The organism is Allotamlana fucoidanivorans, from assembly GCF_045788535.1.
Lineage (GTDB): Bacteria > Bacteroidota > Bacteroidia > Flavobacteriales > Flavobacteriaceae > Allotamlana > Allotamlana fucoidanivorans.
Genome location: NZ_CP074074.1, coordinates 2,561,706 through 2,582,289 on the forward strand (window position 1 = coordinate 2,561,706; position 20,584 = coordinate 2,582,289).

The 20,584-nt window shown below is 35.4% G+C and carries 13 protein-coding genes and 1 tRNA gene; 11 read left to right on the forward strand and 3 right to left on the reverse strand.

Annotated features, from left to right (window positions below; all coding sequences use genetic code 11):
* Positions 1–217: 217 nt before the first annotated feature.
* Both KFZ70_RS11245 and KFZ70_RS11250 read left to right on the forward strand, forming a co-directional pair.
* Positions 218–2,602 (forward strand): sodium-translocating pyrophosphatase, encoded by a 2,385-nt coding sequence (locus tag KFZ70_RS11245; RefSeq protein ID WP_139698075.1) that lies wholly within the window; start codon positions 218–220, stop codon positions 2,600–2,602.
* Between the two features lie 79 nt (positions 2,603–2,681).
* On the forward strand, positions 2,682–3,677 hold the full coding sequence (locus tag KFZ70_RS11250) for an App1 family protein (RefSeq protein ID WP_139698074.1): 996 nt from the start codon (positions 2,682–2,684) through the stop codon (positions 3,675–3,677).
* Here KFZ70_RS11250 and KFZ70_RS11255 read toward each other — a convergent pair.
* Both KFZ70_RS11255 and KFZ70_RS11260 read right to left on the reverse strand, forming a co-directional pair.
* A complete protein-coding gene (locus tag KFZ70_RS11255; protein WP_139698073.1) occupies positions 3,674–4,288 on the reverse strand; it encodes a deoxynucleoside kinase in 615 nt (204 codons plus the stop codon). The genes KFZ70_RS11250 and KFZ70_RS11255 overlap by 4 nt on opposite strands.
* A gap of 4 nt (positions 4,289–4,292) precedes the next feature.
* Positions 4,293–5,072 (reverse strand): hypothetical protein, encoded by a 780-nt coding sequence (locus KFZ70_RS11260; protein ID WP_139698072.1) that lies wholly within the window; start codon positions 5,070–5,072, stop codon positions 4,293–4,295.
* A 177-nt stretch (positions 5,073–5,249) separates the two neighbouring features.
* Here KFZ70_RS11260 and KFZ70_RS11265 point away from each other — a divergent pair, with 177 nt between their 5' ends.
* The 3 genes from KFZ70_RS11265 (at position 5,250) to KFZ70_RS11275 (ending at position 9,019) form a co-directional block, all read left to right on the forward strand.
* On the forward strand, positions 5,250–6,119 hold the full coding sequence (locus KFZ70_RS11265; protein ID WP_139698071.1) for a GLPGLI family protein: 870 nt from the start codon (positions 5,250–5,252) through the stop codon (positions 6,117–6,119).
* 42 nt (positions 6,120–6,161) lie between these two features.
* Entirely contained in the window at positions 6,162–8,876 is a 2,715-nt protein-coding gene (locus KFZ70_RS11270) for a TonB-dependent receptor (protein ID WP_139698070.1), read from the forward strand.
* A gap of 60 nt (positions 8,877–8,936) precedes the next feature.
* Positions 8,937–9,019, forward strand: a tRNA-Tyr gene (locus KFZ70_RS11275).
* Positions 9,020–9,066: 47 nt separating this feature from the next.
* Here the strand turns inward: KFZ70_RS11275 and KFZ70_RS11280 are convergent.
* Complete coding sequence (locus KFZ70_RS11280; RefSeq protein WP_139698069.1) at positions 9,067–10,590, reverse strand: hypothetical protein; 1,524 nt, start codon at positions 10,588–10,590, stop codon at positions 9,067–9,069.
* A 251-nt stretch (positions 10,591–10,841) separates the two neighbouring features.
* On the opposite strand from KFZ70_RS11280, the gene KFZ70_RS11285 reads away from it, so the two are divergent.
* The 6 genes from KFZ70_RS11285 to KFZ70_RS11310 all read left to right on the forward strand — a co-directional run bounded on the left by KFZ70_RS11285 (position 10,842) and on the right by KFZ70_RS11310 (position 20,581).
* Positions 10,842–11,300: a hypothetical protein gene (locus KFZ70_RS11285; RefSeq protein WP_139698068.1), complete on the forward strand. Its 459-nt coding sequence runs from the start codon at positions 10,842–10,844 to the stop codon at positions 11,298–11,300.
* 137 nt (positions 11,301–11,437) lie between these two features.
* Entirely contained in the window at positions 11,438–11,599 is a 162-nt protein-coding gene (locus tag KFZ70_RS11290; RefSeq protein ID WP_233244076.1) for a hypothetical protein, read from the forward strand.
* Positions 11,600–11,605: 6 nt separating this feature from the next.
* Positions 11,606–13,819 carry a glycoside hydrolase family 3 C-terminal domain-containing protein gene (locus KFZ70_RS11295; RefSeq protein ID WP_233244075.1) on the forward strand — a complete coding sequence of 738 codons (2,214 nt, stop codon included), beginning with the start codon at positions 11,606–11,608 and terminating at the stop codon, positions 13,817–13,819.
* A 119-nt stretch (positions 13,820–13,938) separates the two neighbouring features.
* Positions 13,939–15,585 carry a DUF4038 domain-containing protein gene (locus KFZ70_RS11300; RefSeq protein ID WP_139698067.1) on the forward strand — a complete coding sequence of 549 codons (1,647 nt, stop codon included), beginning with the start codon at positions 13,939–13,941 and terminating at the stop codon, positions 15,583–15,585.
* Positions 15,586–15,635: 50 nt separating this feature from the next.
* The gene (locus tag KFZ70_RS11305) at positions 15,636–18,158 is read left to right on the forward strand and encodes a glycoside hydrolase family 2 TIM barrel-domain containing protein (protein ID WP_199240685.1); all 2,523 of its coding nucleotides are present in this window, start codon (positions 15,636–15,638) and stop codon (positions 18,156–18,158) included.
* Positions 18,159–18,193: 35 nt separating this feature from the next.
* The gene (locus tag KFZ70_RS11310; RefSeq protein ID WP_199240684.1) at positions 18,194–20,581 is read left to right on the forward strand and encodes a glycoside hydrolase family 3 N-terminal domain-containing protein; all 2,388 of its coding nucleotides are present in this window, start codon (positions 18,194–18,196) and stop codon (positions 20,579–20,581) included.
* Positions 20,582–20,584 lie beyond the last annotated feature (3 nt).

Below are 20,584 nucleotides of genomic sequence, written 5' to 3' on the forward strand. Positions count from 1 at the left end.
TGTTTTCAGGAGTAAAGCCTGTGTGTTATAGTGTTTTTTGTTTAAAAATCCTTAATATTTAGGCAAAAAAACTGACGTAAATCATAGTATTAAAAATATTATAATTTAAGGTAGGTTTTGGTGCGCAATCTTTAGTGTTTTGAGGTTTTTTTTATCACATTAATTTCCATACTTTTGAAATCGAAAATGAATTTTTTAAATAACTAATTGATTGAAAATGGAATTAATCGTGAAATTTTTACCGCTATTTGGGGTTTTAGCCTTGGCGTTTGTTTTTATTAAAAGTGCATGGGTCACCAAACAGGATCAGGGTGATGACAGAATGAAAAGAATTGCCAAAAATATTGCAGATGGAGCTATGTCTTTTCTCAAAGCCGAGTACAAAATATTGTCAGTCTTTGTGGTTGCTGTTGCCATCCTGTTGTATTTCAAAGGGAGTTCTGAAGCAGGGTCTAATGGTGTAGTGGCAGTGTCTTTTATTGTAGGTGCTATATGTTCTGCGTTGGCAGGATTTATTGGAATGAAAGTAGCCACCAAAGCTAATGTTAGAACCACAAGTGCCGCCCGAAATTCTTTAGGTAAAGCCTTAGAAGTTGCTTTTGCAGGAGGAGCCGTTATGGGGCTTGGAGTTGTAGGTTTAGGCGTTTTAGGTTTAAGCGGATTATTTATGATTTATAGTGCTCAAGGTTGGGGAATAAACGAAGTGCTTAATGTGCTTTCTGGATTTTCACTGGGAGCATCATCTATAGCCTTGTTTGCGCGTGTTGGCGGAGGTATTTATACCAAAGCAGCCGATGTTGGTGCTGATTTAGTAGGTAAAGTTGAAGCGGGTATTCCTGAAGATCATCCTTTAAATCCAGCGACTATTGCTGATAATGTAGGTGATAATGTGGGTGACGTTGCAGGTATGGGAGCCGATTTGTTTGAATCCTATGTAGGGTCTATCATTGGTACGATGGTCTTAGGAGCCTTAATTGTTACACAAGATTTTAATGGTTTAGGAGCTGTGTATTTGCCGTTGGTATTAGCGGCCGTTGGTATTGTTATGTCTATTGTGGGAACCTTTTTTGTGAAAGTAAAAGATGGTGGTTCACCACACAAAGCGTTAAATCTAGGAGAATTTGGTTCTGCAGGGTTAATGGTTGTTGCGTCATATTTTATTATTCAAGCGTTTATTCCTGAAACTTTTACATTTAAAGACGTTGATTATACTTCTATGGGGGTGTTTTGGGCAACTATAGCTGGTTTAGTAGCAGGATTACTTGTTGGAAAAGTAACAGAATATTACACAGGAACAGGAACTAAACCTGTAAATTCTATTGTAAGACAATCGGAAACAGGTGCCGCAACCAATATTATTGCTGGTTTAGGTATAGGAATGATGTCTACCATGATTCCCATCCTATTGATTGCCGCAGCTATTTTAGTGTCTCATTATTTTGCAGGATTATACGGTATCGCTATTGCGGCAGTAGGTATGTTGGCTAATACTGGAATTCAGTTAGCTGTAGATGCTTATGGTCCAATTTCTGATAACGCTGGGGGTATAGCAGAAATGGCTGAGTTACCAAGTGAGGTACGTGAAAGAACAGATAAATTAGATGCAGTAGGAAATACTACAGCGGCTATTGGTAAAGGATTCGCTATTGCTTCAGCGGCATTAACGGCATTGGCTTTATTTGCGGCCTTTATGGAGACAGCAGGCGTAAAAGCAATAGATGTATCAAGACCTGATATTATGGCTGGATTATTGGTTGGAGGTATGTTGCCTTTTGTGTTCTCGGCGTTATCAATGAATGCGGTTGGACGTGCTGCCATGGCCATGATTGAAGAAGTAAGAAGACAGTTTAGAGACATTCCTCAATTAAAAGCAGCGCTTGAAGTGATGCGTAAGTATGATTCTGATATGAGTAAAGCATCTGATGCTGATAAAAAAATATTTCATGAGGCGGATGGTGTTGCCGAATATGATAAGTGTGTGGCTATCTCAACACAAGCCTCTATTAAGGAAATGGTATTACCAGGTTTATTAGCTATAGCAGTACCAGTAGCAGTTGGATTTATTGGAGGTGCCGAAATGTTAGGAGGATTGTTAGCAGGGGTAACTACCTGTGGCGTTTTAATGGCTATTTTCCAGTCTAATGCTGGAGGTGCTTGGGATAATGCTAAGAAAACCATAGAAGAACAAGGTAAAAAAGGAACAGATGCTCATAAAGCGGCTGTAGTTGGAGATACTGTAGGTGATCCGTTTAAAGATACTTCAGGTCCTTCTTTAAATATCTTATTGAAATTAATGTCGGTTGTAGCTTTGGTAATTGCTCCTAGTTTAGTAGATGATGATGTTGTTACGGCCTTTGTAAAGGATGTTAATCAAACAGAGGAAGTTGCTGTTTCAAAAGAAGTAAAAGTAGAAATGAATAAGAATGAAGATGGTACCGTTGAAGCTGTAAAAACAACCGTTACTACTGAAAATGGCGAAACCGTTACCACTTATGAAACATTTAAAGGAACAGAAGCAGAAGTAAAAGCTAAGATTCAAGAAAGTGAAAAAGTGAGTAAAGTATTTACCACCGTTCTTCATAAAAAAGAAGCAGGTTGTTAAAACCTATATTAATAGTTTGATTTTAAACCACACTTTTTAGTGTGGTTTTTTTGTACTTTTATTTTCAATAGCAACGCCAATGTTTAAAAGAGACCCGCTTCAAATTATTGCTTTTCATACGTATGGAACAACAAAGCGTATTTACTTAAGAGGGAGAGCTTTAGAAGATGAAAATATTAATTTAGAGCAAAAAGGCGCACTGAAACTCTTTATAAATGCATGGAAGCGTTTTGAAACTGATGAAGTGAAACAGGCACAGCTTCGAGTGAAACTTGGGGAAGATAGATTTTTTTATACACAAACCGACCATAATGGATATTTTATAATTGATGAAACGGTAGAAGATATTAAGTATTACGCTAATACAGAAGGCTGGGTTAAACTTGAATTTTCATATCAATTAGAAAAGCTTTCAAGAATCATTCAATCAGATAATAGGTTTCCAGGTGAAATGCTTATTCCTTCAGAGCATGCTTCGTTTGGAGTTATTAGCGATATTGATGATACTATTCTGCATACGGGGATTGTTTCTGTATTAAAATGGCGCGTTTTGTTTAATACCTTACTTACTTCTGCAGGAAAACGAATACCGCTAGAAGGAGCTCCTGAGTTTTATCATTTATTGCATCGGGGTAAAACAGGACAGGAGGCCAATCCTATTTTTTATGTGAGCCATAGCCCTTGGAATCTTTACAGATATCTAGAATTTTTTCTCACAAAGAACAACTTTCCTAAAGGACCAATCATATTAAGGAGTTTTCCAAAGCCTTTTTCTACACGCAAAGGCGAAAAACCTCAAAAGCAAAAGGAGATTATTAATATTTTAAATACGTATACGTCCTTAAAATTTATTTTGATAGGCGACATCGGAGAACATGATCCTTACATTTATCTGGAAATTGCAGAAGCATATCCTAATAGAATACATGCTATTTACTTAAGGAGTGTAAACCACAAAAGAAAAATGGCACGGATAAAAGCGCTTTTTGAAAACTATAAAACTATTCCGGTGTTACTGATAGAACATCCCGACGAGGCAGTAAAACATGCCAAAAAATATGGGTTTATTCGTTAAAACAAGCCGTGGATTTCAGCATCAATTTTATTGATAATTAACCCTAAGTCTTCCGGATTGTCAACAAAATCAAGATGATCTACATCAATAATTAGCAGCTTACCTTTGTTGTACCCATGAATCCACGCTTCATAGCGTTCATTCAATCGGCTTAAGTAATCAATGCTGATAGAATTTTCATAATCACGCCCGCGTTTATGAATTTGAGATACCAAATTAGGAATACTACTTCGTAGATAAATTAAAATATCGGGACCTTGTACTAAAGATTCCATAAGCTCAAAAAGTGAGCTGTAATTTTCAAAATCACGGTTAGTAAGTAAACCCATAGCATGCAGGTTGGGTGCAAAAATATGGGCATCTTCATAAATAGTTCTATCCTGAATGATGTCTTTTCCGCTTTCTCGAATTTGTAAAACCTGACGAAATCTACTATTTAAAAAATAGACCTGTAAATTAAAACTCCAACGTTCCATTTGGTTATAGAAGTCGTCTAAATAAGGATTGTCAACCACATCTTCAAGTTGCGCTTCCCATTTGTAATGCTTTGCTAACAGTTTAGTCAAAGTTGTTTTTCCGGCTCCAATATTTCCAGCAACGGCAATATGCATAGTTTTAATGTGTTTTTAGTTGGAATAGGTGTAAGGTTTCTTTGGTGTAAATATACAAGGTTTCGCCGATTACAAAAAAATCATTTATAAACAAATTACCCGTGTTTATAGGAATGATAGTATCACTATTTTCATTTAAATAAAATAATGACTGTTCTTTTTTTAATATTATAGTGTCATTGTTTTCCGCAATTGCAATAAAACCGTTGTTCTTTATTTTTTTAATGAGGCGTCCAAAATAGTTGTATTGGTATAAAAAGTTTTCGGTAAGTAACCAGCAGTAATTGTAATTGCTTTTTAAATCTAAAACAGAGCTTTGCACGGGAACGGTTTTAACTTTTGAGTTTTTTAACTTATAATCAAATAGCTCTAATTGTTGTAAATCCTGATTAAAAATCCAAAGGCTATTGTCATATCCAGCAGAAATGAATGAAACGTTTTTGTAAGGAACGAGGGTGTTAAAATCAATTTTAAAAATTTCGGCAAGCCTGTTATCTAGTAAAATGACTGTATTAAAATCTTTGTAAAACAAATTTGTTTTTAGGGGATTAAAAGTATTTACGCTGTATAAAGATCCTAGTTGTAAATTGTTATAAGAAGTAGATTGCGTACCATTTGTTTTATAAAACACATTATTTTTAGTGTAGTAGGTGTTTCCAAAATTATCAACCGAAATAAATGCATCTGCATTTAAAATAATCTCATTTATAAGGGTGGTTTTTATTTCCTCTTGCGCAGCAACAGGAAAATAAACAAAGAATAAAAAATATAATACGCGTTTCATTTGGTTTTGAAAATTACAAAATTCAAACCAGTTTTAGCGTGGAGCTGGTAGCAATTTATGTCTGGTTTTAAGATTATTTTAACACTTCTAGATTAAACTTCATCTTAGCTTAGAAGTCTAACAAAGTAACCCGTAACCGGGCTAAATGTGTGTATTTACCAAACGTATACTGTTATCATGTTGAATTTTAATATTTTAAAACGTTGCTTAGGGGCGCTTTTTTTGCTAACTATTGTGACTAGTACTGCTCAAAATAACTTTCAAGGAAAGGCGTATTACCAATCTAAAACCTCTGTTGATATGAGCAATTTTGGAGGTGGCCAGTTAAGCGAAGAACGTAAAAAGCAGATAGCGGCTAGAATGAAGAGCGCTCTTGAAAAATCATTTATTCTAAGTTTTAATCAGTCTGAATCCGTATATAAAGAGGAAGAAAAATTAGATACTCCATCCAACCAAAGCGGTGGAATGCGTTTTAGCATGATGGCATCAGGCGGCGGCGACCAATATAAAAATGTAAAAACCAACAAAGTTGTTCAGGAAAAAGAACTTTTTGGTAAAAAATTTCTAATAAAGGATAGCCTTCAGAAGTTAGATTGGGTTTTAACAGGTGACACTAAAGTTATTGGAAAGTACACCTGTTTTAAGGCTACGGCTGTGAAGAAAAAAACAGGAATAGATTTTAGTAGTTTCAGACGAAGAGATAATGCTACAAAACCAAAAGATTCTTCAGAAAACACAAAAGAAGCCACCAAAGAAGAACCAGAAGCGCCTAAAAAAATTGATGTTGTAGCTTGGTATACACCGCAAATCCCTGTAAACCAAGGTCCTGATGTGTATTGGGGGTTGCCGGGTTTAATTTTAGAAGTTAATGCAGATAGAACGACAATATTGTGTTCAAAAATTATCATTAATCCTTCAGATAAAGAGAAATTAAAGGAACCAACTAAAGGTAAAGAAGTGACACAAGAAGAATATGAAGCTATTGTTTTAGAGAAGACTGAGGAAATGCGTGAAATGTTCAGATCTAGAAGAGGTGGTAGACGCTAATTGATAAGCATTTCAACATACATTAAAAACAAATGACTCAGTATGATTAAAAACACACTATTTGTAATCTTTTTTATTTTAAGTCCTTTGGTTTATGGGCAAGTAAAAATTCAAGGAATTGTTAAAGATAGCCTTGGTATACCTTTAGAATTGGCAAACGTTATTGCTATAAATCAAGAAACCCAAAAGTTAGATTCATACGGGATTACAAATGATGACGGACAGTATAAGTTGTCTTTAGAGAAAAATACAGCCTACAAAATTCAGGTGAGTTACATTGGTACGAAAACAAAGCAAGCAGAGGTAACCACTACAGATTTAGATATAGCAAAAGATTTTATTTTAGAGTATGATAACACCCTTGATGAGGTGGAGTTAGTTTATGAAATGCCAGTTACCGTAAAAGGCGATACGATTGTTTATAATGCCGATTCTTTTACCTCGGGAACCGAGCGAAAGTTGGAAGATGTACTAAATAAATTGCCTGGTGTTGATGTTAATGATGATGGTGAAATTGAAGTTGAAGGTAAAAAGGTAGGAAAAGTGATGGTGGAAGGAAAAGATTTTTTTGATGGCGATTCTAAGCTCGCTACCAAGAATATCCCTGCTAATGCCATTGACAAGGTAGAGGTGCTAAAAAACTTTTCAGAGATTACCCAATTAAGCGGGGTTACTAATAATCAAGACAACGTAGCTATCAATATTAAATTAAAGCAAGGTAAGAAGAACTTTTGGTTTGGTAATATTACAGGAGGTGGTGGGGTATCAGATGACAAGGCTCTTTATTTAGCGCAACCCAAGTTGTTTTATTACAGTCCAGAATATAGTATAAACTTAATAGGTGACTTAAATAACATTGGTGAAATTGCTTTTAGCAGAAGAGATTATTTTAATTTCACAGGAGGCTTCAGGAGCCCCAGTAGGAGTAGTGGTACCAATATTAATTTAGGTAGTAACGATTTGGGTTTTCTTACGCTGCAAAATAACAGGGCTAAAGATATAAACACCAAATTTGGAGCCGCCAACTTTAGCTATTCTCCAAAAAAGACTTTAGATTTAAGTGGTTTCGCTATTTTTTCTAGTAGTAGAACGCAGCTTCAAGAAAATAGAGCTACCCAATATACCAATCCAGAGTTAAATATTCCAGATGAATTAACAGAAAGCAATACACAACAGCGTAGTGATTTAGCGATGTTAAAGTTTAGTACAAAATACAAACCCAATACCAATAATCAATTAGATTATGATATACTAGCTAGAACATCAAAGGAGTCTCAAGATCAGTTGTTCTTTTCCTCTGTAAATGGTAATATCAATGAGTTTGAAAGTGCTAAACCGTATAGTGTGCATCAAAATTTAAATTATTATTATACACTAGATGAAACAAATATTTTTGCTCTAGAAGTTCAGCATTTATTACAAGATGAAGATCCGTTTTATAATGCCTTTATTGAAGAAAAAGCCAATTATGATGATGTTGCTTCTCAAATAGGTTTTGATGATACACAAATAGCCTATGACGTAGCTCAGCAAAAGCGAGTAAAATCAAATCAACTTGATACAAAGGTAGATTATTGGAATATTCTCAATCAAAAAAGTGATTTGAATGTTACTTTAGGAACCCTGTATAGTCGTCAAGATTTTAATTCTAATATTTTTCAGTTTTTAGATGATGATACTACTTTAAATCCAGTGCCTAACTTTAATGATGGTTTGGCTATCAATGATATTGGATATAGTTTTTCAGATTTATATTTGGGGGTACATTACCGTCTTAAGGCTGGTATTTTTACATTGACACCAGGCGTATCTGGGCATGCTTACAATGCCAAGAATAAGCAATTTGCAAAAAAATATACAGATAACTTTTTTAGAGTATTGCCCGATTTTAATGTAAGAGTACAGCTAAAAAATAGTGAACAGATTGTTTTTAATTATGGCATGCAAACACGTTTTACAGACGTAAACCAGTTGGCAAGAGGTTTAGTAATGAACAGTTATCGTTCATTTTTTGCAGGAAATCCAGAACTTGAAAGCGCTTTGTCTCATAACGTGAACTTATCTTACTTTAGTTTTAATATGTTTAATTATACCAATGTGAGAGCCAGATTAAGCTATAGCAAAACAATAGACAGAATAAGAAATCAATCTCAATTTGTACCTGGAGGCGTGGTAAGAGTGAGTACACCTTTTAATTCTGACTTAGCCGATGAAAGTGCTAGTGCTAATGCTAATTTTGAAAAAACATTAGGTAAATTTAGAACCACTTTAAGTGCAAATTTAAGTTATAATAAGTTTAATCAATTTGTAAATGGTCTGGCTTCGGTTAATGAAAACTATGCGCAGAGTTATAGAGCAAGATTACGAACCAATTTTAGAGAAGCTCCTAATTTTGAATTAGGTTATCGGTTTTCAATACAAGACAATGACCAGGGTTCCAGTAGAACAAAATTTTTCACCAATGCACCTTCTGTAAGATTTGATGCGTTGATTTTTAAATCGTTTACCTTTAAGACAAATTATTCTTATAATAATTTTAGAAATGAAGAAAAGACTTTAAATACGTTTGAATTTTGGGATGCATCATTGTCTTATAGGAAAAGTAAAGAAAGTAAATGGGAATATGAAATAAAAGGTACTAACTTACTAGATACCAGATCTCAAAATAATAGTACGTCAAACAATATATCTGTAAGTGTCACAGAATATTATATCCAACCAAGATATTTAACGTTCAGAATACGTTATGAGTTGTAAAAATGTCTTGTTTTTTATTTTGTAGAATTAATAAACAATGATATATTTGCCGTCGGTTTTGGGGAGATACTCAAGCGGCCAACGAGGACAGACTGTAAATCTGTTGGTTTTTACCTTCGCAGGTTCGAATCCTGCTCTCCCCACAAAAAGCAAGCTTTAAGGCTTGCTTTTTTTATACTTGACATCGTGTCTATATAGAGCCAATGTAAGTTTCCAGACTTGAGTTTGAGCTTAACTTCATTTTTTTTCGTATTCTATACCGAGATGTATGAACACTTTGCAATGAAATATTAAGTATTTTGGACATTTCATGACTATTAAAGTTCAATTTAATTAACGAGCAATGTTTTAATTCGGTTGGTGATAACGTAGGGTGCTTTTTGCAAAGCGTTTCATGAAAATGAGTATTCACTTCAGAAAACCTTTTATCAAACTCTTTCCATGTGTTTAAGTGGTCTCTTGCATATGTCTTTTTTAATGATTCGTAGGCTTTAGGGTCAATCTTTTTTGTGTTTTCAAGTATGCTTTGAACAGCTTCTTCCATTTTTATTATTTTCAAGGTATAACTAGTTAGTTCTTTACTTTTAACTTTTAAAATGGCTTGATTTTTCTCCCTGTCAAGCTCATTGACTAAGTATAGTTTTTTTATTTTATTTCTTTGAAAGTATATTAAGTAGCTAATAAAACTTAATAAAAGAATGCATCCACATATAATTAATATGTTTCTAACTTTTTTGTTTTTTTGTTTTAAAAGAATTTGTTGTTTTTCAATTAAAGTTTTGTTTTTTTCAAGCTCTGCTCTGTATTTGTTTTTAATTTCAAATAAACGTTGATTATGCTTACTGGTAGCACTAAATAGGTCTTCATAGCTTTTTTTTGAAGCACTCATATTATTTATGGCTTCAAGTAAATCTCCTTTTAAAACATAAATATCTGCTATTTTTTGAAGTATATCGGGCTTGTATTCTGTATGCACATTGTAATTCACAAGATGGTTAAGGCTTTGGGTGTAAAACTTGAGCGCATCATTATATTGATGTTTAACACGTTTTAAATCACCAATAAAATTTAGATTAACCACAAGGTAAGGGGAGTTTATGGCTTCTAGGTGTGTTTTTGCTTCAAAAAGAAGTGTTTCAGCAGCCTTAAGGTTGCCTAGTTGTAAATTACAATAGCCACGATCTGTCATAGCATATGGCAGCGCCTTTAGTTTTTTATTGTATATACTACAAGAATCGAGGTATAAAAGTGCAGTTCCATAATCTTGTCTGTCTCTCCAAAAATTTGATAAGCTAAAGTAACTAGGTACAATATCTTGCTGTTTTATGAGTCCCGTTTTTAGTAACACTTTAGATGAATTTAAAGCGGTTTTAAAGTGTGCCAGTGCAAGCGAGTCTTTATTGTAGATATCATATAAAATGCCTAGTCCTCTATGAATTTGAACCAAAGGTACTTTGTAGTCTTTGCGTTCAGCAATTAACATGGCATCCCATAGCTTGTCAAAAGCAATGTCATAATTGCCTTTTGTTCTTTCAATGTCACCAAGTTGAGTTAGTTCGTTTATGTAAGCCAAGCTGTCTTTTTTTGTTGAATTTAAATGGGAGGCAATGGTTTGGCTAGGACTTAAATTTGAAGCAAAAGCATAAGGCAATTGACACATAATCAAATGTAAAAACAAAAATAAATAAGAGTTTTTGTTGAATTTTAATGTCATGTTTCAAATGTAATAATAAGGTGTGGTAATTGAACCATGAATAGTTTGAATGTTTTTGTGTGTTTTTTATTTTTATGAAAATCAATATATTATGTGTTGCGTTAAAACAGGTTGTATAGTTATTGAATAGCTTTTTTTATATGAGTCTAGTTTTAGACTAATAAATTTATTGCAATATTTAAGTTCAATATAGAAATTTACATCATATATGAACTAAATTGTAGTTCAGCTAAACTAAAACTTAAATTAAAATGTTAAAGAGTTCTATTAGCCACTCAGTGTTGGTGTGCTTCTTTTTGTTGTGTTCAATAGCGTCATTTGGACAAAAAGATGCCGGTAATCAAGATTTTTTTAAAACGTTAAGACTTCAAAAAGTACAGTCCGATCAAAATGTTCAATGGAATAATTTTGGGCCAGGCATGTCTGGGTATTGTGAAGGGTTTTGGTGTCATCCTACAGATGCCAATGTTATGTTTATGGGGCCAGATATGCATGTAAGTTTTGGTACATGGGATGGTGGAAAATCTTGGCATACCTTAAAGGATTCTGATGGTTTAGGATTGGATATGAAGCGGGTTTTAGATATTGAATTCTCCATTCAAAATCCTGATTTTGGAATGGCTATCGATTGGAATGGCTGGATTTATCAAACTCATGATAAAGGTAGAAGCTGGGATAAACAAGGTGGTTTTGGAACATCATATACCTAACATGGCTTTGATTTAGAAACGGAAAATGACTTTTCAAGAGGTTGGTATCCAAGCAACAAGGAATTCGCCGTAGTGAATTAGCAGTTGATTCTACTAATGATAATGTATGGTTTGCAGGAGCTGGCAATTTTTGAAATTTGAAAGGAAATCATAAATCGATAAATAAACTATACCGTAGTACATTTAAGTATGAGGTAAACGGTTATATATGGAAGTCTTCTGATAAAGGAAAAACATGGCAAAAAATAAGCAATGGACTGCCTGAAAATACAGATGTAGCAAAGATAATAGTAAAATAAAATCATATGAATTTTAAGATGCAAACGAGTAAACTTAGCAAAGCGCATTGGCTTATTGGGGCTATGTTTTTTGGATTTTTAGTACATGCCCAAGAGGTGAATTTTGAGTATTTAAACGAGAATTTACCTTTAGAAGAACGTGTTGAAATTTTGGTCTCACAAATGTCAACCGAAGAAAAGGTAAGTCAGTTAATGAACGGAGCAGCTCCTATTGAGCGGCTTAAGGTGCCAAATTATAATTGGTGGAATGAAGCCCTTCATGGTATTGCTAGAAATGGAAAAGCCACCATTTTTCCGCAAGGTATTGGTATGGGAGCCACATTTGATCCTGAATTGGTAGAGCGCGTAGCATCAGCCGTATCAACCGAAGCGCGGGCAAAATATATTATTTCTCAAAGAATGGGAAATCATAGTAAATATGCGGGTTTAACATTTTGGACTCCCAATGTAAATATTTTTAGAGACCCAAGATGGGGGCGCGGACAGGAAACTTACGGCGAAGACCCTTACCTGATGTCTAAAATTGGAGTGGCTTTCGTTAAGGGGTTGCAAGGAAATGATCCACAATATTTAAAAACAGCAGCCTGTGCTAAGCATTTTGCTGTGCATTCTGGTCCTGAAGAATCTAGACATAGGTTTAATGCCGAACCAAATCAGCAAGATTTATATGAAACCTATTTTCCAGCTTTTGAGACGCTTGTAAAAGAAGCTAAAGTTGAAGGAGTTATGGCGGCATACAATGCCGTTTACGGAAAACCAGCATGCGCTAGTCCGTTTTTACTTCAAGAGGTATTAAAAGATCAATGGGGGTTTGATGGGTACATTACTTCAGATTGTGGCGCGGTAAATGGCGTATATGGAAAACAAAAGTTTGTTGGTACGCCAGAAGAAGCTGCTGCGGTTTCGCTTAAAGCAGGAACGAATTTAAATTGTGGTAAAACTTACTCTAATCTTCTTAAAGCTTTAGAAAAAGGGTTAGTTACAGAAGAACTTATTCATGAACGCACCAAACAACTATATAAAACTAGGTTCCGTTTAGGGATGTTTGATAAACAAGATGATCATCCATATTTTAATGTGAGTGCCGATAACATTCACAGTGATGAACACGTGGCGTTGGCCAGAGAAGCAGCCCAAAAATCTATTGTACTCTTAAAGAATAAAGATAATGTGCTACCGCTTTCAAAGGATATCAAAGTACCTTACGTTACGGGGCCATTTGCAAATTCTTCAGACATGCTTATGGGAAGTTATTATGGTGTGAGTTCTAGTTTAGTAACCATTCTTGAGGGAATAACAGATGCCGTTTCGTTAGGGTCATCATTAAATTACCGCAGCGGTGCTTTACCGTTTCATGATAATATAAACCCCAAAAATTGGGCGCCAAATGTAGCGGCAGAATCTGATGTAACCATTTGTGTAGTAGGACTTACAGCAGATAGAGAAGGGGAAGAGGTTGATGCGATAGCGTCAGCCGATATTGGAGATAAAGTAGATTTAAAATTACCTGAAAATCAAATTAACTATGTAAAACAAATTATAGAAAAGAAAAAAGGACCGCTTGTTTTAGTAGTAGCGAGTGGAAGCCCAGTGTCTTTAGAAGGTATTGAAGAACACTGTGATGCCATACTTCAAATATGGTATCCAGGAGAGCAAGGAGGACATGCTGTGGCCGACATTTTATTTGGTGATGTGTCACCATCAGGACATTTGCCAATCACTTTTCCTAAAAATGTAGAACAACTGCCAGATTATAGCGACTATTCTATGCAAGGACGTACCTATAAATATATGACCGAAGATCCCATGTTTCCATTTGGCTTTGGTTTAACATATTCAAAAACGGTGTTTCAGGACTTGAATCTTAGTGATACTAAATTACGGAAAAATCAAGCGTTGAGTGTCACGGTTGAGGTATCAAATGAGGGTGAATATAATATTGATGAGGTTGTGCAACTCTATGTGTGTCCTAAAGGAGTGTCGGGAGGCATACCTATTAAGTCCTTAAAAGCCTTCAAGCGTATACATTTAAATAAAGGAGAATCAAAAAATCTTGAGTTTGTTCTTGAACCAGACCAACTTAAAGTGGTAAATGAAAAAGGTGAAAAGGTATGGCGTAAAGGGTATTACAATATTGTTGTAGGAAATGCTTCACCAGGTGATTTAAGTGTGAATTTAGGCGCAGCAATTCCTCAAACGGCTTCGTTACAATTGAGATAAGTATAATCGAGTAGTTAATTTAACCATTTGTTAGGTAAATGCAATCCAAACTCATACTAAAACCGTTTGTTATGCCATATTTTAGATTGAAATAAAATTAGCAAAATAAAAATATGTTTATGAAGAATATTATATACACATTAACTCTCTTTTTTTTAGTTAGCTTGCAGGGGACAGCCCAAATTAAAACTTGGGAAAACCCGAAGCGTAACATAGTGGTTAAAACCGTTCAATGGGAAGTCAATGATATCATTTATAAGGTTAAAGGTGATGTAAAAAATCCTTTTGAAAAACAGGTTTATGCTGTAGTTAGCGGAGAAGAAGGTGAGCAAAGAGTCCCCGTGTTTTTCAATGGAAACCGTGAATGGGTGTTTCGTTATTCTAGTGCAAAAATAGGAGAGAAAATCTTTGTGATTGAATCAGATATAAAAGAGCTCAATCATAAAAAAGGGAAAATAGTTGTTGGTGCCAATGAAAAACAAAATCGTCATGGCGGTGTTGTTTTAAATGAAAGTGATCCCCAGCATTTTTATTATGAAGATGGTACGCACTACTTCAATTTGGCTTTTGAATGTGATTGGCTTTTTGCTTTAGATTATGGTCAAAAAGATATTCCTAAAACGGAACATTTATTGTCTTTAGTTGAAAAATACGGGTTTAATCAAATAGTCATGAATGTGTATTCTTATGACGTGAGTTGGCCAAAAGATAAAAGGTTACTCGAGCATCCCGAGCATGAGTATGGAAGCAGAGAAGATATTTACCCGTTTTTAGGCTCCAATTCAAAACCTGATTACAGTGCGCTAAACATTGATTTTTTTAAACATTTTGATAAGGTGATTTCAAACATGCATGATAGAGAGATTGTGAGTCATCTTATGATTTATGTGTGGAATAAATTGGTAGAATGGCCCGATATGGAATCCAAGGCAGATAATATGTATTATGATTACATTGTTAAACGTTATCAAGCCTTTCCAAATATTATCTGGGATGTGTCAAAGGAAGCACTACACTACACGCGTGCTACAAAAGAGTATATTTTAGAGCGTATAGAACGTACTAGAAAACTAGATACTTACCATAGGTTGGTGTCGGTTCATGATTATGGGTTTTGTGTAAATAATCCAGATAAAGTTGATTTTATATCTACTCAAAATTGGAAACATACCTTATATCAGCACATGCTAGAAGCCAAGCATAAGTTCCCGAATAAACCAATTTTTAATATTGAACATGGCGGGTATGAAGCATCTCCATATGTTGTGTTTCCAGGTGCTTATGATGATGCCGAAGCTTGTTTAAGACGAAACTATATGTGCGTTTTTGCGGGGGGCTATACCACATATTATTGGCAAGGAACATCATGGAATGCCGTGATTCATAATCCGTTTGAACAACCTGATAATTTTGATAAACCGCATTTTGAGTATTTTAAACACATGCGAACCTTGTTTGATACTGTTAATTTTCAAAATTGCAAACCCTTAGAAAAATATAATACAGCGGGTTATAATTTAACGAATGAAAAAGATGGTATTGTGCTGTTATATGCCCCTAAGGAAAATAATTGGGTGGGAGCTGCACGAATTATAAAGGACAAATTTGATCATACACATGCAACTAAACAATGGTTTAATACTATTACTGGAGAATTTACAGCAGAAGAAAAATATGAAAAAAAGGCCTTAGAGTTTTGGGATTGGCGTCCTTGGAAAGGTGAGGCTGATGCCGTTTTGATTATTCGAGGATTAAAGAAAAAATAAAGAAATAAGTTATCTTCTAAATACTGACTATACTAAAGCAATGTGCTACTATGAAAATTTATAAATTAAGTTTTGTTCTACTTACGGTATTTACCGTATTAATGACATCTTGTAAACAAAATTCAATGGTTTCAATTCAAAGAGAAGCCGATTTTAATTTCGATTGGAAATTCACTTTATTAAAAGATACAACGTCCTTAACTAAAATTCCACTTCCTGATGCAGATTGGCGTGATGTACGTTTGCCACATGATTGGAGTGTTGAATTTTCTTTTGATTCTAATTTAGAAGGTTGTACAGGTTATCTGCCTGGAGGTGTTGGGGTGTACCAAAAACATTTTAAAAGCCCAGCTAATAAAAAAGAAAAAAGCACTTTTGTTTTATTTGATGGGGTGTATAATAATGCGAAATTTTGGATTAATGGTCAGTATCTTGGATTCAATCCTTATGGTTACTCACCAAGGTATTTTGATGTAACACCTTTTTTGAAAGAAGGTAATGAAGATAATGTGATGACGGTTTATGTAGACCATTCGCGGTATGCTGATAGCCGTTGGTACACAGGAAGCGGTATTTACCGAAATGTAAAATTGATAACGGTAAACAAACTACATATTCCTATTTGGGGCACCTATATTACCACGCCAGAGATTTCAAAAGAGGAAGCCAAAATAAACCTAGAGGCTACTGTTGTTAATCAAGGCTTTGAAAATACCTCTTTCACCTTAAATACAGCCATTTTTGATAACTCAGGAAAAGAAGTAACAACAGTTTCAAGTGCTGTTATTATGACTTCTGGTGAAGAAAAAAAGGTTGATCAGGTTATGACGGTTTCAAATCCTAAGTTATGGGATACAGATCATCCTAATATGTATAAAGCCGTTACAACGATTATACATAATGAAAACATTGTAGATGAATATATAACGCCTTTTGGTATCAGAGATCTTCGTTTTGATAAGGATACAGGCTTTTATCTTAATGGTAAGTCTACCTATGTAAAAGGCGTTTGTTTGCATCATGATGCGGGATTGGTAGGGGCTGCCGTACCTCGTGGTGTTTGGGAGCGTCGCTTATCTATTTTAAAAGAGGCTGGTGTTAATGCTGTACGTACCTCGCACAATCCTTTTTCTGAGGAGTTTTTAGATATCTGTGATGAAATGGGTTTTCTGGTTCAGAATGAAATATTTGATGAAATGGATAACCCTAAAGATAAGCAGTTTAATAAAAATGAAACACGTGAGTTGTATATAACCCGTGGGTATACAGAACACTTTCAGGAATGGGGCGAAAGCGATTTAAAACGAACCATAATGCGAGATAGAAATCATCCGTCTGTATTCCAATGGAGTATAGGTAATGAAATAGAGTGGACCTATCCGCATTATCAACATATTAGTGGTTTATGGGATCCCGAGGTTAAAGGTGGCTATTGGAATAAAATTCCACATTTAACACCAGCAGAAATGAAAGCGCGTTATAATGCTTTACCAGAGCGCAAATATGTACTGGCAGAAACGGCGCATCGTTTGTCAAAATGGGTAAAAGAAATGGACATCACACGTCCTGTTACTGCAAACCTCATAATACCTGTAGCTAGTTGTGCATCAGGATATGCTGATGCCCTTGATGTAGTAGGTTTTAGTTATCAAATTAAACAATATGACTGGTGTAAAGAACACTATCCTGATATGCTATTTACGGGTAATGAAAACTCAGGGTATTTAAGTGAATGGAAATCGGTAACAGACAATCCAATGGTATTCAGTATGTACATGTGGACTGGTATTGATTACATGGGAGAGTCACAAGATGATTGGCCTCAAAAGGCTTGGCCTGGAGATATGCTCGATTTAGCAGGGTTTGAAAAAGCAGGTTATAATCACTTTAAAAGTATTTGGACGGATGAACCATTTTTGAAAATTCAAACACATGCACTTTCAGAGTCGCCTTTTAAAATGGACGAAGATGGTAATGTTGTACCTGCATCAAGAAAGGCTTTAAATTGGAATAATTTCCTGTCAAAAGAACATTGGAACTATGAAGCAGGTGAAACGGTTATTGTTGAGGTGGTTTCTAATCTTCCAGAAGCCGAATTATTTTTGAATGGTAAATCATTAGGAAGTTTAAAACTGGCTGATTATGAAGATAATATTATGCGTTGGGCTGTGCCTTATGAAGCAGGAATACTTGAAGCTAGAGCGGTTAATACACAAGCTAAATTACAAACAGCATCATCACCTGCTAAAATTAAGGTTACTGTAGATAAAACACAACTTGCTGCCAATGCATACGATGTAGCGCACCTTGTAGTTCAGCTTATCGATAAAGATGGGCTTCCTGTAAAAACAACTGAGCAGGAAATCGTTTTCAATATTGAAGGTGATGTCCGCTTACTTGGGGTTGACAATGGCTGGAATAAAAGCACACAAGATTTTCAAACCAACAAAGTACTAACTCATCAAGGGCGTTGTTTGGCTATTGTACAGGCTAATAAAAGTGCCGGAAATGTCAATATAAAGGTAAGTGCTGAAGGTATGGAGCCTCAGATGGTTACCATTGCAATCCAATAAATACTTGTTTTCAAAATAAAATTATGATAAACATTATGATGAAATTAAAAATGCCGTTTGTTTGTATGTTATTGATTACTCTACTGTTTTCCTGTATACATACAAATAAAACAGTGAAAGAAGTTAAGGTGATGCCTCCTTTTTCAAACTCAGAAATTGATGCAAAGGTAGACGCCTTGATTGCAGACATGACCATGGATGAAAAATTAGCCCAGATTATGGGAACACGTTTACGAGATATCATGGTTGATGGTAAGGTATCGCTAGAGTTATGCCGTAAACATATACCTTATGGTATTGGTCATTTTTGTCAGTTTTCATCCAGACAGGAAATTACCCCAGAAGCCTTAAGAGATTTGGTGCGCGAGGTGCAACATTATTTAATGACTGAAACACGCTTAAAAATACCTGCTATTTTTCATGAAGAAGCCATTACAGGTTTTGCCACTTATACAGCTACAACCTTTCCTCAGCAAATTGGAGTTGGCTGTACCTGGAATCCAGATTTGGTAGAAAAAAACACGGCTTCAACAGCAGGAAATATGCGTGCCGTAGGTGCTACGTTCGCCTTATCACCTATGCTTGATCTTAGTAGAACGGCGCATTGGAACCGTCATCAAGAGAGTTATGGTGAAGATGCTTACTTAACATCGCGCATGGGAGTGGCCTTTGTAAAAGGTTTGCAGGGAGACGATTTTAAAACGGGAGTTGCAGCAACCGTGAAACACTTTGCAGGATATGGCACCAAAAATAATAGTGAAAAGGTATTGTATGAAGAGTATTTAATGCCACATGAAGCCTGTATTAAAGTTGGTGGGGCGAAAAGTGTCATGCCATCGTATGGAGTATACAAGGCGTTGCCAATTTCTGCCAATCCCACCATGCTACAGCAAATATTACGACGCGATGTTGGTTTTGATGGTTTAGTGGTTAGTGATTATGGTGCCATCAATCAAATATTTAAAAAATATAAACAAGCTAAAGATTTGCCAACAGCAGGAGCCATGGCCATGAATGCAGGTGTTGATATTGAATTATCCTCTCCAACAGCTTATCCGTTTTTACCTGAAGCAATAAAGAAAGGTTTGGTAACTGAAGAAATCATTGAAGAGGCTGTTAAGCGTTCATTAATTATGAAAGCGAAATTAGGATTGCTAGATGAAAATCCAAAAATAGGAACTGATGGTAATTTAGATTTTGATCCACCAGAAAATCGTGAATTGGCTTACCAAACGGCATGTCAGTCTATAGTGCTTTTAGAAAATAACGGCATTCTTCCTTTAAAGGATGATGTGAAGAAAATAGCACTTGTTGGTCCTAATGCGTCAACGGTATACGGTTTATTAGGAGATTACACCTACCAAGGTATGCGATCGTTTTGGAATCAAGTTGGGTTTGATGCAAATCACCCGAAACTGATAACGGTTAAAGAAGGTTTAGAAAACAGGTTGGGAAGCAGTGTAGAAATTTTACATGAACGAGGATGCGATTGGAGTGCTAGGCTTGATGCTCAAATTGATACAACCAGTTTTGGTGATGATCGATTAAGTCAGTTGAAGCTAAGAACAATTAAAGGGTTGCCGCAACCTAATCTTCAAAAAGCCCTTGGATATGCTAAAGAAAGTGATGTTATTATTGCAGCTATGGGTGAAAATCTTTATCTAAATGGCGAGGGACGCTGGAGAAAAGGTATTGGTTTGCCAGGAGAGCAGGAAGCTTTTGTGAAACAGTTAATAGCCACAGGAAAGCCCGTTGTATTGCTTGTATTAAGTGGGCGTCAACAAGTTATTAGTAATATCTCAAGTCAATGTGCGGCCGTGGTACAAGCTTGGTTTCCTGGTGAGGAGGCGGGGCACGCTATTGCAGATGTATTGCGAGGCACAGTAAATCCTTCGGGTAAACTCTGTGTATCTTACCCAAGCACAGAACAAGATATAGAAATTAATTATCAAGATGGTGTTTCTACTAAAGATTATGTACAGTATCCTTTTGGCTATGGTTTGTCATATACAAACTTTCAGTATGATAATTTTAATATGGCATCTTCGGCGCATATTACTGATGATCGCTTTGTAGTTTCATGCAATGTTAAGAATACTGGCCAGAGAGATGGTACTGAGGTTGTGCAATTATATGTTTCGCCTGTTGATACGGAAATCAGTATGAAGTCCATTCTTCTAAAAGGTTTCAATAGAGTGGATTTAAAAGCAGGTGAAGAAAAGACGCTTCATTTTAAGGTGTCGCCACAACAATTGGCACAGTACAAAGATGCCAAATGGTTTGTAGAAGCAGGTAAATATGAATTCAAAATAGGAGCGTCTTCCGCAGATATTCGTTTGTCTGGTATAATTGAAATCCAAGGCGAGGATTTGATACTGGAACAAGGTAGACAAGTGTTTTTCTCAAAGAATGAAATAAATTAAAAT

Bases quoted from the DNA above. Each gene is read 5' to 3' on its own strand.
- KFZ70_RS11245 (WP_139698075.1), top strand. From the start codon at position 218: ATGGAATTAATCGTGAAATTTTTACCGCTATTTGGGGTTTTAGCCTTG.
- KFZ70_RS11250 (WP_139698074.1), top strand. From the start codon at position 2,682: ATGTTTAAAAGAGACCCGCTTCAAATTATTGCTTTTCATACGTATGGA.
- KFZ70_RS11255 (WP_139698073.1), bottom strand. From the start codon at position 4,288: ATGCATATTGCCGTTGCTGGAAATATTGGAGCCGGAAAAACAACTTTG.
- KFZ70_RS11260 (WP_139698072.1), bottom strand. From the start codon at position 5,072: ATGAAACGCGTATTATATTTTTTATTCTTTGTTTATTTTCCTGTTGCT.
- KFZ70_RS11265 (WP_139698071.1), top strand. From the start codon at position 5,250: ATGTTGAATTTTAATATTTTAAAACGTTGCTTAGGGGCGCTTTTTTTG.
- KFZ70_RS11270 (WP_139698070.1), top strand. From the start codon at position 6,162: ATGATTAAAAACACACTATTTGTAATCTTTTTTATTTTAAGTCCTTTG.
- KFZ70_RS11280 (WP_139698069.1), bottom strand. From the start codon at position 10,590: ATGACATTAAAATTCAACAAAAACTCTTATTTATTTTTGTTTTTACAT.
- KFZ70_RS11285 (WP_139698068.1), top strand. From the start codon at position 10,842: ATGTTAAAGAGTTCTATTAGCCACTCAGTGTTGGTGTGCTTCTTTTTG.
- KFZ70_RS11295 (WP_233244075.1), top strand. From the start codon at position 11,606: ATGAATTTTAAGATGCAAACGAGTAAACTTAGCAAAGCGCATTGGCTT.
- KFZ70_RS11300 (WP_139698067.1), top strand. From the start codon at position 13,939: ATGAAGAATATTATATACACATTAACTCTCTTTTTTTTAGTTAGCTTG.
- KFZ70_RS11305 (WP_199240685.1), top strand. From the start codon at position 15,636: ATGAAAATTTATAAATTAAGTTTTGTTCTACTTACGGTATTTACCGTA.
- KFZ70_RS11310 (WP_199240684.1), top strand. From the start codon at position 18,194: ATGATGAAATTAAAAATGCCGTTTGTTTGTATGTTATTGATTACTCTA.